12 protein-coding genes are annotated in these 13,642 nt (G+C 51.4%); 5 read left to right on the forward strand and 7 right to left on the reverse strand.

From position 1 onward, the window contains the following. Positions 1-71: 71 nt before the first annotated feature. From KDW_RS35525 to KDW_RS30585, 4 genes are all read right to left on the reverse strand, one after another. A complete protein-coding gene (locus KDW_RS35525) occupies positions 72-206 on the reverse strand; it encodes a hypothetical protein (RefSeq protein WP_269822561.1) in 135 nt (44 codons plus the stop codon). Further along, a complete protein-coding gene (locus tag KDW_RS30575) occupies positions 203-982 on the reverse strand; it encodes a hypothetical protein (protein ID WP_198925724.1) in 780 nt (259 codons plus the stop codon). Before KDW_RS30575 ends, KDW_RS35525 begins: the two co-directional genes overlap by 4 nt. 399 nt (positions 983-1,381) lie before the next feature. Beyond that, positions 1,382-4,726, reverse strand: a complete 3,345-nt coding sequence (locus tag KDW_RS30580; protein WP_233098040.1) for a glucodextranase DOMON-like domain-containing protein — start codon at positions 4,724-4,726, stop codon at positions 1,382-1,384. Positions 4,727-5,171: 445 nt separating this feature from the next. Beyond that, positions 5,172-6,002 carry an SGNH/GDSL hydrolase family protein gene (locus KDW_RS30585; RefSeq protein WP_162005767.1) on the reverse strand — a complete coding sequence of 277 codons (831 nt, stop codon included), beginning with the start codon at positions 6,000-6,002 and terminating at the stop codon, positions 5,172-5,174. 820 nt (positions 6,003-6,822) lie between these two features. On the opposite strand from KDW_RS30585, the gene KDW_RS30590 reads away from it, so the two are divergent. From KDW_RS30590 to KDW_RS30605, 4 genes are all read left to right on the forward strand, one after another. Further along, positions 6,823-7,926: an ABC transporter ATP-binding protein gene (locus KDW_RS30590; protein WP_151759673.1), complete on the forward strand. Its 1,104-nt coding sequence runs from the start codon at positions 6,823-6,825 to the stop codon at positions 7,924-7,926. 30 nt (positions 7,927-7,956) lie between these two features. After that, entirely contained in the window at positions 7,957-8,817 is an 861-nt protein-coding gene (locus KDW_RS30595) for an ABC transporter permease (RefSeq protein WP_151759674.1), read from the forward strand. A gap of 9 nt (positions 8,818-8,826) precedes the next feature. Continuing rightward, the gene (locus KDW_RS30600) at positions 8,827-9,630 is read left to right on the forward strand and encodes an ABC transporter permease (protein ID WP_151759675.1); all 804 of its coding nucleotides are present in this window, start codon (positions 8,827-8,829) and stop codon (positions 9,628-9,630) included. A 252-nt stretch (positions 9,631-9,882) separates the two neighbouring features. Then, on the forward strand, positions 9,883-10,434 hold the full coding sequence (locus KDW_RS30605) for a DUF4334 domain-containing protein (protein ID WP_151759676.1): 552 nt from the start codon (positions 9,883-9,885) through the stop codon (positions 10,432-10,434). A gap of 70 nt (positions 10,435-10,504) precedes the next feature. On the opposite strand, the gene KDW_RS30610 is transcribed toward KDW_RS30605, so the two are convergent. Beyond that, complete coding sequence (locus KDW_RS30610; protein WP_151759677.1) at positions 10,505-11,704, reverse strand: PLL family lectin; 1,200 nt, start codon at positions 11,702-11,704, stop codon at positions 10,505-10,507. 316 nt (positions 11,705-12,020) lie between these two features. Between KDW_RS30610 and KDW_RS30615 the strand changes: the two genes are divergently transcribed. Beyond that, the gene (locus KDW_RS30615; RefSeq protein WP_151759678.1) at positions 12,021-12,302 is read left to right on the forward strand and encodes a hypothetical protein; all 282 of its coding nucleotides are present in this window, start codon (positions 12,021-12,023) and stop codon (positions 12,300-12,302) included. 423 nt (positions 12,303-12,725) lie between these two features. Here KDW_RS30615 and KDW_RS30620 read toward each other — a convergent pair whose 3' ends face one another. Together KDW_RS30620 and KDW_RS30625 are read right to left on the reverse strand one after the other, a co-directional pair. Beyond that, on the reverse strand, positions 12,726-13,211 hold the full coding sequence (locus KDW_RS30620; protein ID WP_151759679.1) for an ABC transporter ATP-binding protein: 486 nt from the start codon (positions 13,209-13,211) through the stop codon (positions 12,726-12,728). Then, a complete protein-coding gene (locus tag KDW_RS30625; protein ID WP_151759680.1) occupies positions 13,153-13,605 on the reverse strand; it encodes a hypothetical protein in 453 nt (150 codons plus the stop codon). Before KDW_RS30625 ends, KDW_RS30620 begins: the two co-directional genes overlap by 59 nt. Positions 13,606-13,642 lie beyond the last annotated feature (37 nt).

Consider the following 13,642-nt stretch of genomic DNA (forward strand, 5'->3'; position numbering starts at 1 on the left):
CGCTATCTATCTCGAACAGTGGCGTACGCAGGAGTGGAAGAAGCCGCCGCCCCTTCAGGGCGTGCGGAGTGTCACATATGCAGAGTATTATTGCTGGTATCATCGGGATGATAATTGGTGACGACCATGAAGATGCCATCCAGCGCGACCAGAACGGTCAGGATCAGTCCCGCGATAGCAAGACGCCTGAGAAAAATGGGATTCATAGTGTGCTCTCTCCTTTCAGGGTGGCATTGACCGGAGTGGTTTTTTCGCGGATCATGGGGCGCTCGGCACCTGGATTGACTGAACGTGCGATGCGCACAGCCAGCGGACCCGAGATCGCGGCCTCGATACCATTACCGATGGTATTGAATAACGTGTAGAAGAAGATATAGCCCAGCGTCTTGGTCGAGCCTTCCAACAGGGGACCGAGAAACGCGCTCTGAACGGTGACGGCAGGAAAAGCGCGCAGGGCACCCAGGATCAAGCCATCGACGACAGCCACCCAGCCACCACGACTAAAGACCTTACCACTGCGTTGCAGGATATAGATATCCAGCAGAAGGCCCTGCAACAGTCCATATGGCCACATCAAAATATTAAGTCCGCTTCCGCTGTAGAGCAACTGCATTAAAATAAAATTGAGGAATACCATGGCAGTTGCACAGCCAGGCTTGCGAATGAGCGCGATACCGACCATGAGCAAGAACATATAGGGAAGATCATTTAAGGCCAGCAGGTGACCAAATGGAATGAGTTGAATGATCGGAGTAATAAATTGATCACCCAGCAGATTATCGTAAACTTCAAGCAGCACACCCATGATCGCAACGATGAGAACATCTTGTGTGGTCCAGCGTACAAAGGCAGCAGCACGGCTACGCTGATAAATAAAGAAAAGTCCCGCAATGACAACAGCCCAGATAATAATGTAGACAATTAAGCTGGTTGGATAGGGAAGATTAACGGTTGTCGTGCCTTCCCAGGATTTTGGAATCATAAAATGACCTCCTGATGTGCATAGAACTTATCGTCGCTATGATGTGATAGTTCAAGAAAAAGTTCAAAACCTATGGTTCTCCTTCTTTGAACTTAGAGCGATCGATTACGTATCTGGTAGTAGCATACGGCTCTACTTTTAATATGCAGTAATATAGAGGTTAAGTTACTGTGAACAAGTGTTACATATATATTTTTGTTACAGTAAACAAGTGTTACAAATCATGTCTGTTACAAGTATAGTGGCCTGATTTTATACTTCTTTAGAATAGGTGGTGAAAAATAGGTGGTGAATGGGTTCTATGGGAGTGAGCATCAGGCATCCGTTAAAGATAAAAAAAAGAGAAAAGCGAGCGGAAACAAATTCCACTCGCTTTTCTCTTTTCCTGAGTACTGTGAACTACGGTATGACCACATCTTGTAGCACTACCGGATGTTTGGTGTAATCCAGTTCATCGGACTGGTTTACGCCGGCAGGGGTGAGGGTATCCATGACTTTGGGGACTGTGTTTGGATCAACTGTACAGTGTGGATCGCTACTGGCGGTTGCACAGACACCAAAGGAATAGCCACCTGGTGTAGCCGTGAAGGCTCGGGCCATGTCAGGACTGTATCCGTCCTGTCCGGTCAGGGTGACTGTGAAGCCCCAGCCGGAGGTTGGGGTTCCCAGGGTCGCTTTTGGTACACTGAAGGTGATATAGCGCGAAATGGCATTCGCACTGACCTGCACGCTTCCCAACGATGTCCCATGCGCATCAACATAGCGCTGACCAAAGCCCTGGACCTCGATCAATTGGTTCCAGGCTGCTCCAGGTGCGATCGTGTAGTTGCGCTGTGGATACGCGGCCGCAGTAGATGTCGCGCTGGCTGTGGGATTGTGTACATAGACATCTACCAGTTGAGCGCCCAGCGGGCTACCAAAGGTTGGACTGAGATCACGGGTTTGCAGTTTGAAGATGATATTGGTGCCATCATCATAGACGCGGAAATTCTGCATATCGTAGGCGCCAGGATGGAAGTCTCCCGCGGTTGGATATGCATAGTTTCCTGGACCATTATCATCGTTGCTGGGATCAGTGGAATTGTAGACGAGCGTGCCCGGAGTAAAGTCATAGACAACTGTGCGCTGATCATGAGCCGTTGCACCAGTTGGACTGGTGGCTACGGTGTTGATCACGGTTGTGCCGCCGGTAACTGGCAGCGAGGCGCTGAATGAACCATCCGCCGCGACGGCTGCACGCACGACGCTGGTCTGGTTCTGCTGATCGGTATTGGTGCCGGAAACATAGACGGTATTACCCGCTGCGGTTTTGCCGGTCACGGTAACTGGTGAAGCGCTCACCGCTGAAAGGTTCGTCGGACTGGTCACGGTCAACTGGGTCTGCGCGACCGGATGGGCAACATAGCGGTCATAGGTATTATGTGGCTGTTCGAGGATCTGGTTAGAGAGCGTGTCGTTGAACAGGCGCACATACGAGGCAACGCCCCAGGTGAGCGGCGAGGCCGAACCATCCGGTTTGCCATTCTGGAAGCCAATGGATGCGACCGTTGGATCCGTACCATATGGTGACGCGGCCAGATCGGGTTGATCCCAGATCTGCTCGGGCATCAAGCCCACACCGGAAGTGGATTTCTGTAAGGTATCCAGCAGCGAGATCGCGGTTAACCGATCACCGGTCGCGAGTTGATACTCCCCACGCTCTGCTCCCAGCACCGGCCATGGATGTCCTGTGCCTTTACCACTGGGGGCCCATGGATGTCCATCCTGTGCTCCATCGCCATAGCCATCACCATTGTAGCGATCCCAGCCAGGACCACTGGCGGTTTGCACTTTGATGGTTTTGTCGACTACGGAGAGAGAATTGACGATATCTTTATCACTGGCCGATAGCTCGCCCAGGCGCACCAGATCCAGGAAGCCAGCGTCAATGATTGAGCGCTGATCCAGGGTTGCGCCACCATTGCCCACATTGTAAGAGATCGCTGCATTTGGATCACCGGTTTTAGAGAGGCGGATAAAGTATGGCTGTGAAGAGAGAGGACCATTGGTGGTTACCGTCCATGTTTTGATGGACCGTTGCCAGTCATCAGCCACACCCAACCAGAGCTTCTCACTTACCAGATCATGGTTTTTCTGTGCGATATGAGCGGCAGCAACCAATCCGGCAATCTCGGCTGAGATCGTGGAAGGTGAGTAGCCACCCTGTTCTTCCCAGCGCTCGACCCCAAACGAAGGGCCATGCCCAATGATAAAATTAGCCGCTGGCTTGATATGGTTTGTATAGAGATCGCTGCCGGTCATACCCATTTGATCGGCCATGAGAATCGGATAGCTATTTTCATCTAGCTGTGTATTGAACGAATCCGGTGCCACCTTACCATTGAGCAGGCTATTGCGTGGGAAAGAACCGTCCGCTTGCTGCTGATGATAGAACAGGAAATTGACCGCGTTACGCGCTGTCTCCTGATCCCCATCGGTATACAGGGCGGTCCAGGTCTCATACAGGTCACGGGCGAACACCTCACGATACGAACCGAAGTAGGTATTGTTCGGATCACCGGCCGAAGTGGCCTGTCCCCATGGCGAAGCCAGTCCAGCGACGAGTGCGCCAGGGAAGGTCTTGTCTTCCGACGCTTTCACAACGTTGACACTGAGATAATATTCATTGATCAGGCGCGCAAAATCGACGCTGGAGCTTGTCTTTGCCATGGCGGCGATGCGCTTGAGTGTTAACTTCACATCATATTGCAGCCAGCCAGCCGTATATCTGGCCAGGGTGGCATTGAAGTTCTGCCTCACCGTGTCATGGACCGTTTTCACAGCATCAGCCTGGGACTGTCCAAAGCCCAGTCCCAGTGTGAAGTCACCACCATGTGAGATATCAGCCTGCGCCGTCTGCACAACATTGCCATTGTCCGCTGCTGTATACAGCGAGGTCAATGTGTGTGAGGCATCGAGCTGTTTCAAGCCGTCGCTATCCGTGCCCACAAAGCCATTTGAGACCTGTGTAAACGGAGTAGACGCAGCCAGGGCGCTATAGACGGGCACTCCATAATCACGATTGACAGCATTGGTTTTGGTTTGAGTATCAAATGCTACAGGCAGTGCGTGTCCGGTCGTCGTATCTACCGTAGCATTGTCCGCACCACCATTGCCAGCGCCGCCACCGCCGTTGCCATTGATGGTTGGATCATAGCGTAAATAGAGCTTATAGCTTGAGAGTTTTCCACTCAGTGGCTCAAAGTGCATGCGCATCACAACGGCATTGCGAGCGGGATCAGTGATATAGTCCGTGACCACGCGATATTTGCCACTTTTCGCTGTGGTTGTCACACGACAGGCCAGATTCGGACCATTCAGTTCCTGCACGGTATAGGTCGTGTCGCGTGTCTGAAGGTCCGTAAATGTGCTTCCATCAGTCACGATAAATTGTAGCGATTTCACATTGGTATTATCGATGGTTGGATAGTAGACATCGCTCAGCACACCATCCGCCAGCGTAAACCAGACCTTCGAGGTTGTGTTTCTGGCCGTCCCCACACAATCCTTGCGTGCCTGATCAAAATAAGAGAGGTCTCCAGGCCCACCTGGAGCGGCTGCAGAAGAGGCTGCGTTTACCGGTGAAGAAGAGCGCAAGCCTTGAGCGAACAGGAGCAACAACATACAAAATGCTACAAATAAGCGCCAGGAAATTGGGCGCGGACGCGGCAGTGCATCCAGGGTATCCCTACCGTAATTCCTCATACATTTTTAGTCCTTTTTAGTTTATTGGACATTAAGAAAATTTACAGGGTACAACAGTGTAGTGCATTCAGCAGGGTAAACAGGTAGTAATAGAAGACCAGACGAAAGGGGCGGCATCAATGGGTAAAAATACCGCCTCATTCTATATAACGTTTCGCTACATAATGATAACATATGTAAAGAATGAGAATACCATCTCTCTTTTCATTCCCTTAAATATGTATCCTGACAGGCAGGATTTTATATTCCTTTTTAGCAGTAGATGCTGTCATGCTGTATACGACATGGAGTTGTTTCAGAGACTGGCAGTGGAAAATGCTGGCAATGCCTGTAAGAGAGCCTGCGCGGGCTGGTCGGATGTGTACACCACTCCTCAAATGGTTGACTGGACTGCACAGGCTCTCTTGTGAGGTTGTTACGCTATCTAAGTAACGCAGGACGACTACTAGTAACCGGCGGTCTGCTCGAACGCGTTGGCGATCACTCTATAGCCGGTTGAGGTGGCATGGATGTCCTTGAAGATGCTGCACATCCATGTATAGTTGCAGGTATTGGGATTGGGGGTAGCCGCGCCACCAAAGGGCGTGAAGACATCCACAACTGTCGCGTAGCCACTGGCATCCGCTGCCAGATGCTGATTGAGTGTCTGGACGTATGGCACCAGAGATGGGCAGAGATTCTGATAGGGATCGTAGTAGTTCATCAGGAACAGATCACCAGTGCGTTGACCATTGACGGTCATCGCGGCCGATAATCTGGGCAAGATAGTCTGTCGGATGTTGGTATCCATGGTGGCCAGATCAGTGGTCCAGGTTGAGCTGACCGTACAGGTTGATTTGTTGAGGTCCGGCAGCATGTCGTTGGCTCCGATATCCAGCGTGACCGGGCTGACTTTGCCTGCGTTTAATTCAAGATACAGGACGGCGGCATCAAGCTGGTTGCCAATGTAAGGGAATTTGCGCAACACAGAGTAGGTGCAGCCACCATTGATCATCGAGGCTGCGGTCTCGCCCGGGCACGCCATATTGGCATAGCTCGATGTGCCGTGATTCTTGAGATCAGCGTAAAAATCCTCTCCATAGCCATGGTTCAAATTAAGGTTAGGCTGGAAACCATAGGCTAACGAATCGCCGAGGGCCAGATAATTAGACTTGGGGCCAATCGGGGCTGCATGTGTGGCGGCAAACACTGACGAGGTTGGGAAGAGGAACAAGCTAAATACGAAAACCATTGGTGCAACAATGCAGAGAAGACGTCGGCTCATACCTTTGAGCATATTTTCCTCCTTGAAAAAATATAGTAGATTCATCCTTCACTGAAGGACATTCGAGTAGCGATCACTCTGAGGAGAAAATAAAAATGTACCCATCTATTTACTAGTATAAATATGAACGGGCGAAATTGCAAGCTTTTAGCGCATATAAATATGCTATTACATTAAACGCAATGCACTCTATTTGTATATTGAAGATATTTAGAATAAAAAAAACTTATTACTAAGGCTATGTTTTGTGGGTGAAGCGGGGTGTGATAGCAGTCCTGGCCGCACGCAAGGGCCCAGCTCTATTCTGTCGCAGGACGGAGAATCTTTGTGGGGATAGAGAGATATATTACATTTTATGTTGTTTATGTATTGACAATAAATAATTAATCTGGCACTGGAAAACCCATCCTACTTGACAAAACACAAATTTTGCCGTTATAATTCTTACATACGGTATATGCTTTTATGTAGAAACTCTTCTGCTAGCAGCATTCCATACTGTAAACATCAATTCAGAAGAGAAGGAACGCGATGAACACCATGCAGGCAAAAGCAGTCTGGTCTACCACTACCATCTTTGCCTCTATGACCCGTTGTCTCCCCTTTATGGGATATCCACGGGCCGGGTGTTGCTGCCCTCTCATTCTTTCTACACCATTGATGAACGTACCATGACACAGTACCTGTTAGCATAGACAGGTTGAGATAAAAAAGAGAGAGGCGCAGGCGACACACCTGCGCCTCTCTCTTTTTTGCGTTAAATGCTTATCCAGCTTGTTTTCCTGTGTTGAACGTCTGCGGGACAGATTTTTCCAGAGCAAGGAGTATGCCAATGTCAATTGTTGAGGTAGAACATTTAGCCAAGACTTTCCGGAGTCGGGAACGTGCCTCCGGCATTGCCGAGAGTATGCGCTCGTTTGCGCGGCCACGCTATCGTACCCGTGAGGCTGTGAAGGATATGAGCTTTTCTCTGGAGGCTGGTGAGGTGCTGGCCTTTATCGGGCCAAACGGAGCCGGGAAAAGCACCACCATTAAGATGTTGACCGGCATTCTCTATCCCACGTCTGGTAATGTACGTGTGCTTGGATTTACGCCCTGGCAGCAGCGACACCAGCTGGCGTACCAGATCGCCAGCGTGTTTGGCCAGAAATCCCAGCTCTGGTATCACCTGCCGCCACAGGATACCTTCAATCTGCTGGCGCGCATTTACGAGCTGGATATGAACGAGTATCGCAAACGCCGTGACTTTCTGATCGATGTCTTTGATATCGCGGACTATATCCGCACGCCGGCACGTAAGTTGAGTCTGGGTGAACGCATGCGTTGTGAACTGGCTGCGACCTTTCTGCATAAGCCGCGCATTGTCTTCCTGGATGAACCGACGATTGGTCTGGATGTTATTGCCAAACAGCGTATCCGCGATCTCATCGCCCAGCTGAATGTAGAGGAGGGCGTAACGATTTTATTGACCTCTCATGACGCAGGAGACGTGGAGCAGGTCTGTCGACGGGCGATAGTCATCAATCACGGTGAGATCATCCTGGACGAGTCGGTCGCGACCCTCAAAAGCCATTATCTCAAGGCCAAGACCATTGACCTGCAATTGGCCGGGACCGTTGAAGAATTGCTCACAAACGAGGCAGGAGATCAGCAATCGCGCCTGAAGCTACAGTTATCCACCCCTGAATTGGACCGGGAAGGGATCCAGGTTCTCAAGGCGCAGGGCCATAGTTTGCGCCTGGAAGTCGATACGGACCGCTGTCCGCTGGAGCCGGTGATCGCGTCCATCATGCAGCAGCAGCACATTCTGGATATGACGATCTCGGATCCTCCGATGGAGACCATTATTGCCGCCATCTATGGCAGCCAGGGTACGGTGGATAATAGCATTCCGTCTCCTGCCGCGGTCGAGAGTGCCGGCCTGCTGGCGGAATAGGTGTCAGATTGATGAAAGGATGAATACTCTATGCAAACAGAGGTAGCAACAGCACGCAGTGCGGGACTGATAACACGCCTCAAGCGACGTGTGCGGCTCTCCACGTTAAAATATCTGGCCATTTTACATGTGAGCATCTTAAACAATCTGGCCTATATTATGGAAGTGTTCTTCCGGGCATTATTGCTGGTGGTGCTGGTCTTTGTGTTGACCCAGCTCTGGACCACAACTTTTACCCTGCACGGGTCGCGGGTGCTCAAAGGCTTTAGTATTGCGGATATGATCTGGTATCTTGTGGCTGCTGAAGCCATCGCACTGAGCCTGCCGCCCCTCACCAGGCGTATTGATCAGGAGGTTCGTTCGGGACAACTGGCCTATCTATTGGGCCGGCCGGCCAGTTATGTGCTCTACAACTACGCGCATTATCTGGGTGAGCGCCTGGTGCGTCTGCTGATGAACATCCTGATTGGCTCTATGCTTGCGCTCGTGATGGCTGGTGTACCACACTTCACCTGGCAAGGCTTGCTGGCCTGGCCGCTGGTGGCCTTTATCGCCCTCAGTATCGATTTTGTGCTGCACTTTAGCATTGGTCTGCTGGCCTTCTGGAGTGAGGAAACACAATCCTTCTCACTGATTGCGAGTCGGCTCACCCTGGTCCTGGGTGGCGTGCTGGCTCCGCTGGAAATTTTTCCGCAGCCATTACGCAGTATCGCGCAAGCCTTACCATTCAGCGCCATTCTCTATGGACCATCGCGCACGCTGGTGCATTTCGAGGCCGCGCGCCTGGGAGCACTGCTCATTCAGCAATGCCTGACGCTGCTGATCGGTACGTTTATTATGCTGACCATCTATCGTGTCGCCGTTCGGCGCGTCAATATCAATGGAGGGTAGGAACACAGTATGCTCAGGTTCAAACGCATCACAGCTGAAGTCCAGTTGATTTTTGCCTACGCGCTGGCGAACATCCTGTCCGCGCTAGAATATCGTTCCGCCTTTATCGTACAGGTCATTGCCATGATTGCCAACAATTCGCTCTGGCTCTTCTTCTGGTGGAACTACTTTCAGCAATTTCCATTGGTCAACGGCTGGCAAGGCACTGACATTGTGATCTTATGGGCAGTTGCCGCCAGTGGCTTTGGTGTCAGCGTCGCCATTTTCGGAAACGCGCGTCAGATCCCCACACTGATCATGAACGGTGGTCTGGACGCGTATCTGGGCATGCCTCGCGCTGTCCTGCTCCACGTATGCATAGCCGCCACCGATCCATCGGCCTGGGGTGATATTATCTTTGCCGTGGGTGCATATCTCCTGCTGGTCCATCCGGATCCGCTGCATATGGCCATCTTTATAATGCTCATACCGCTGACCGCACTCATCTATACCTCATTCATGGTACTGCTCGGCTCACTGGCCTTCTTTCTGGGAAACACCGAAGGATTTGCCCAGCAGCTTTTCGGTGCCCTGATCTCGTTCAGTACATATCCCATGGATATCTTCAACGGATTTGTACGTGTTATACTTTTTACAGTATTGCCAGCAGGATTTGTCTCGTTTATACCATTACAACTCCTGCACCATTTTTCGTGGCCGTTACTGGGCATCCTGCTCGGCGCAGTCGCCATCTTTGCGCTTGGCGCAACTACCCTCTTCAGGACAGGCCTGCGTCGTTATGAGAGCGGCAACTTAATGGGCGCACAAATGTAAGATAATATCGTAGTGGCAGCTTTCATGGCTAATACGTTTCACTTAAGGATTGAATGGCTGAAATGATAGCATGACGGTGAAGGAACACCTTCTCAAAGGATCAAGAGGGGTAAAACGTGTAGGTTCGCTTTTCTTGATCCTTTGAAGTCACTGGGCCTCTGATCGGCTCAGATGCTTTCGTCAATCTCGTCCAGAAAAAGGCTTACGTGAAACGTATTAGCCTTCATGGCTGCCGCTACGGGGAGAATGTTTATGGGAGATGCTGAGCGCACTGCTGCCTTACGTGCGCGTGCTTATCGGGATCATATGAGTTTGGAGGAGGCCTTGGAACTATGTGATGCTCTTCCATGTGTTGAGTTTGAGACCTTGATTGGCCGGTGGCGTGGGAGCGAGATTTCTACCCGGCATCCACTGGATGGATTATTGGAGACCTTTGGTTGGTATGGCAAAGAGTTTATTGATCGGGATCATGTCCATCCGTTATTGTTCTCCGATCGCCCGGGACAGATTTTTGCCATCGATCCTCAGCGCTTGCCACTCTCTATCGGACTCAAATGGCGTTTTCTCCGCAACAAACTGACCCGCAAGGTGCTGTTTATGGTACGGTTCCTTTTGCAGACCAGACAGGCGAAAGCGCGTGTGCGCATGGTGGAGTATCGTGGGAAGGTCAGTGCTTCAATGCTCTATGATAACCTGCCTATCTGCGATACGTTTCGCCTTATCGATCACGATACCCTGCTGGGGATCATGGATTATAAAGGAATAGAGCAACCCTTCTTCTTTAAACTGCACCGCGACACATAGACCTGGCTGGAGATGGGAGAGGCACTCTGTACCGCCCCCATCTTGAGGAAGAATTCCCCCTCCGATAGTTTTAGACCACGCCAGCGGCGCTCACGGCTGTGAAGCGTAATGTATTGCCATTGCTCTCCTGGTGATTGACGTTGCCAAAAACAGATTGCCAGGAACCGTTGGCGAAGCGAATGGTGTGCCAGATGTTATCGACCCGATTAATCGCGGTAACATGGAGTGCATTGGCGACATTGGCACAATCGACATCGGTGAAACGCAGTCCACTGGTAGTGCTTTCCTGATTGTTGACGTTGCCAAAGGCAGGAGCCCATGAACCGTCAGTGAAGCGGATGGTGTGCCAGAGGATGCCTGATTCAGCCACCGCTGTGACATGCAGGTTCCCATCAATGGTAGCACAGCCTACATCAGTAAAGCGGAGGGCGCTGCCATTACTTTCCTGATTGTTGACGTTGCCAAAAGAACGTGCCCAGGAACCATCGGCGAAGCGGATGGTATGCCAGAGCGTACCATTCCTGTCAATTGCGCAGACATGGAGATTTTCCCCGCTGATCGCGCAATCGGTATTGGTGAAGCGCAGAATACTACCATTGCTTTCCTGATTATTGACGTTGCCGAAAGCCTGTGCCCAGGAGCCATTGGCGAAGCGGATAGTATGCCAGAGGATGCCTGATCTGCTCAGGGCCGTGAGATGCAACTTGCTGCTCATGGTTCCCGCACAACTCACATTGCTAAAACGCAAGCTACCGCCATTGCTTTCCTGATTGTTGACATTGCCAAAAGCGGATTGCCAGGAACCGCTCGCGAAGCGGATGGTATGCCAGATGACGCCATCTGGAGCCAGCGTGGCGACGTGTAGATTGTCAGCGACGCCCGAGCAATCAACATCAGTGAAGCGGAGGTCCCTGCCATTGCTTTCCTGATCGTTGATGTTGCCGAAGGAAGATTGCCAGGCACTACTGGAGAGACGGATGGTGTGGTAAAGCTTGCCATCGGTGGCCCTGCCACAGGAATGCAACTGCGTTGTATTCTGAGCGATGTGTTGTATAGCGGATGATGGTTTCCAGTTGGATACCGCCGCCGCCGAAGCAGGTAGATGACTCTCTAAAAAGTTCAGTCCCATAATGCCTGTCCCGAGAGCAAGACTTCTCGTCAAAAGCGTTCGGCGAGCAAGCACCTGAGATGAACGCGCTGCACTGATCTTACCTTCTTCAGGAGAGCTTTCTGTGCTTGTTTCCAAAGGAATATCCTCAGATAATGACATATGAGCGCTACCTTTCCAAATCTCTTGTAGAGATTTTCCCTTTATCTTATGTGCTATTATGTGCACTATTTTTAGTGTACTGGTGAAGAAAAATAAAGCTCATAATCAATCCCGGTGCGTTCTATGCCATTTCCAGGTGTTGTTTGCTCGGACGCCAACGGGTCGCAGCGGCAAGGCCCAATATTTTTCGGTGAAGAGCTTTTATGGCTGCGAAAGATGTTGTGGAGAAAAGCCGCGAATCATCCGTGGAGAGGGCGCCACACGCGGAGGCCAGCATGCGGCGTGATCATGGAGCGAGGGGCTCAACGAGCATCGCATGCCTGTGGCGCCTACACCGAGACGGATCCTGTTTCGTGATCCTCTTCGAGAAGGATCCACGCGATCTCCCACCACGTTGCGGCGCGAGCAGGCCACGGCACACACGATCCCTGTAGGCGCCACAGCACTGCGAGTCGTGCTTGCACGCTGGCCTGCGCAAACGCAGCAGGGCGGCCTCCGCGTGTGGCGCCCACTCGACGTACACGACGCTACGCTATATAGTCGGGTTATCTCCTTCAACGAAAAGTATTGGGCGCAAGGCCTAATACTTTTCACTTAAGGGATTGAATGGCTGAAATGATAGCATGACGGTGAAGGAATACCTTCTCAAAGGATCAAGAGAGGTAAAAGGTGTAGGTTCGACCCTTTGGGTCGATTCGAGCCTCCACGATACCCTCACCTCCGCAGGATCACGCAAGTGAAAAAGCGGTGAAGCAAGGCGTGAAGAGGCTTGCTCATGGTCAAGCACGGATATTATGCAGGCACGAATCGACCCAAAGGGTCGAACCTACCTGTTCGCTTTTCTTGATCCTTTGAAGTCACTGGGCCTCTGATCGGCTCAGATGCTTTCGTCAATCTCGTCCAGAAAAGGCTTACGTGAAACGTATTGGCGCAAGGCCTTACGTGAAACGTATTGGGCGCAAGGCCTGCCGCTACGGCTCGGACGTGAACTGGTCGCAGCGACAAGCGTTGCCGCTTGTATCTACGGGGGTGTTGTGCCGAGGTTTATGCGGCGATCGGCGAGGTTGGCGATGTTTTGATCATGGGTGACTATGATCAGTGTCTGGTTGTGTTGTTCGCGTAAGCTCTGGAGCACCTGGAGTATTTCGTTTCCCGTGGTGGGATCAAGGTTGCCGGTGGGTTCATCGGCCAGCAATACTGGCGGTTGATTGATCAAGGCGCGGGCAATGGCGATGCGCTGCTGTTCTCCACCGGATAGCCGCGCCGGACTATGTCCCATGCGTTCGGCTAATCCTACCTGTTCCAGTAGTTCCTGGGCGCGCTGCTTGAGGTTGAAGTCCAGCTTTTTACGATAGGGGAGCAAGGGAGCCATGACGTTTTCTAGCGCGCTCATGCCGGGTAAGAGATAGAAGAGTTGAAAGACGAAGCCGATCTTTGTGCGGCGGAAATCAGCGGCCGCGACGCCAATATTTATCCAGGTGGAGTAGTTGATTTTCTGCCGCTGGATCGATGGCTGTTAACAGGAATGGACCAGTATTTACGCTGTTGAATAATTGCGAGCCAAATCCACAGGCAGTATAGGTGACCTGGATATGTTGTTTCGCTAATGCGGTAGCCTGAGCCGAATTGACCTTGAGTCTCTGCGGAATATCCGTATCTCCCATACAGGCGTTAAGCGCATAATAGATAGTATGCTCATGGTGTTCGGGCAAGGTTTGCAGGCCATTTGATGCTGTCAGTGTCCAATCAACTTGATAATAACCAGTTGAGAGTGGCATCGTTGAAAATTCCACTAATGGCGGTGGAATATTGACATAAGCGTAACCCGCCGCAAGCCGCTGTGGTTTGAACCCAGGCGGATAGGCGGGTTTCTCGTGGGCTTTAGCCCTCGCTTGTTGCAATATCGTCTTTTCTCCTGTATACTGCAACAATGGAAAA

It is taken from the genome of Dictyobacter vulcani, from assembly GCF_008974265.1.
GTDB lineage: Bacteria > Chloroflexota > Ktedonobacteria > Ktedonobacterales > Ktedonobacteraceae > Dictyobacter > Dictyobacter vulcani.

What these genes read in the sequence shown, in the direction of transcription:
- KDW_RS35525 (WP_269822561.1), bottom strand. Translation starts at nt 206, where the DNA reads ATGAATCCCATTTTTCTCAGGCGTCTTGCTATCGCGGGACTGATCCTG.
- KDW_RS30575 (WP_198925724.1), bottom strand. Translation starts at nt 982, where the DNA reads ATGATTCCAAAATCCTGGGAAGGCACGACAACCGTTAATCTTCCCTAT.
- KDW_RS30580 (WP_233098040.1), bottom strand. Translation starts at nt 4,726, where the DNA reads ATGAGGAATTACGGTAGGGATACCCTGGATGCACTGCCGCGTCCGCGC.
- KDW_RS30585 (WP_162005767.1), bottom strand. Translation starts at nt 6,002, where the DNA reads ATGCTCAAAGGTATGAGCCGACGTCTTCTCTGCATTGTTGCACCAATG.
- KDW_RS30590 (WP_151759673.1), top strand. Translation starts at nt 6,823, where the DNA reads ATGTCAATTGTTGAGGTAGAACATTTAGCCAAGACTTTCCGGAGTCGG.
- KDW_RS30595 (WP_151759674.1), top strand. Translation starts at nt 7,957, where the DNA reads ATGCAAACAGAGGTAGCAACAGCACGCAGTGCGGGACTGATAACACGC.
- KDW_RS30600 (WP_151759675.1), top strand. Translation starts at nt 8,827, where the DNA reads ATGCTCAGGTTCAAACGCATCACAGCTGAAGTCCAGTTGATTTTTGCC.
- KDW_RS30605 (WP_151759676.1), top strand. Translation starts at nt 9,883, where the DNA reads ATGGGAGATGCTGAGCGCACTGCTGCCTTACGTGCGCGTGCTTATCGG.
- KDW_RS30610 (WP_151759677.1), bottom strand. Translation starts at nt 11,704, where the DNA reads ATGTCATTATCTGAGGATATTCCTTTGGAAACAAGCACAGAAAGCTCT.
- KDW_RS30615 (WP_151759678.1), top strand. Translation starts at nt 12,021, where the DNA reads ATGCCTGTGGCGCCTACACCGAGACGGATCCTGTTTCGTGATCCTCTT.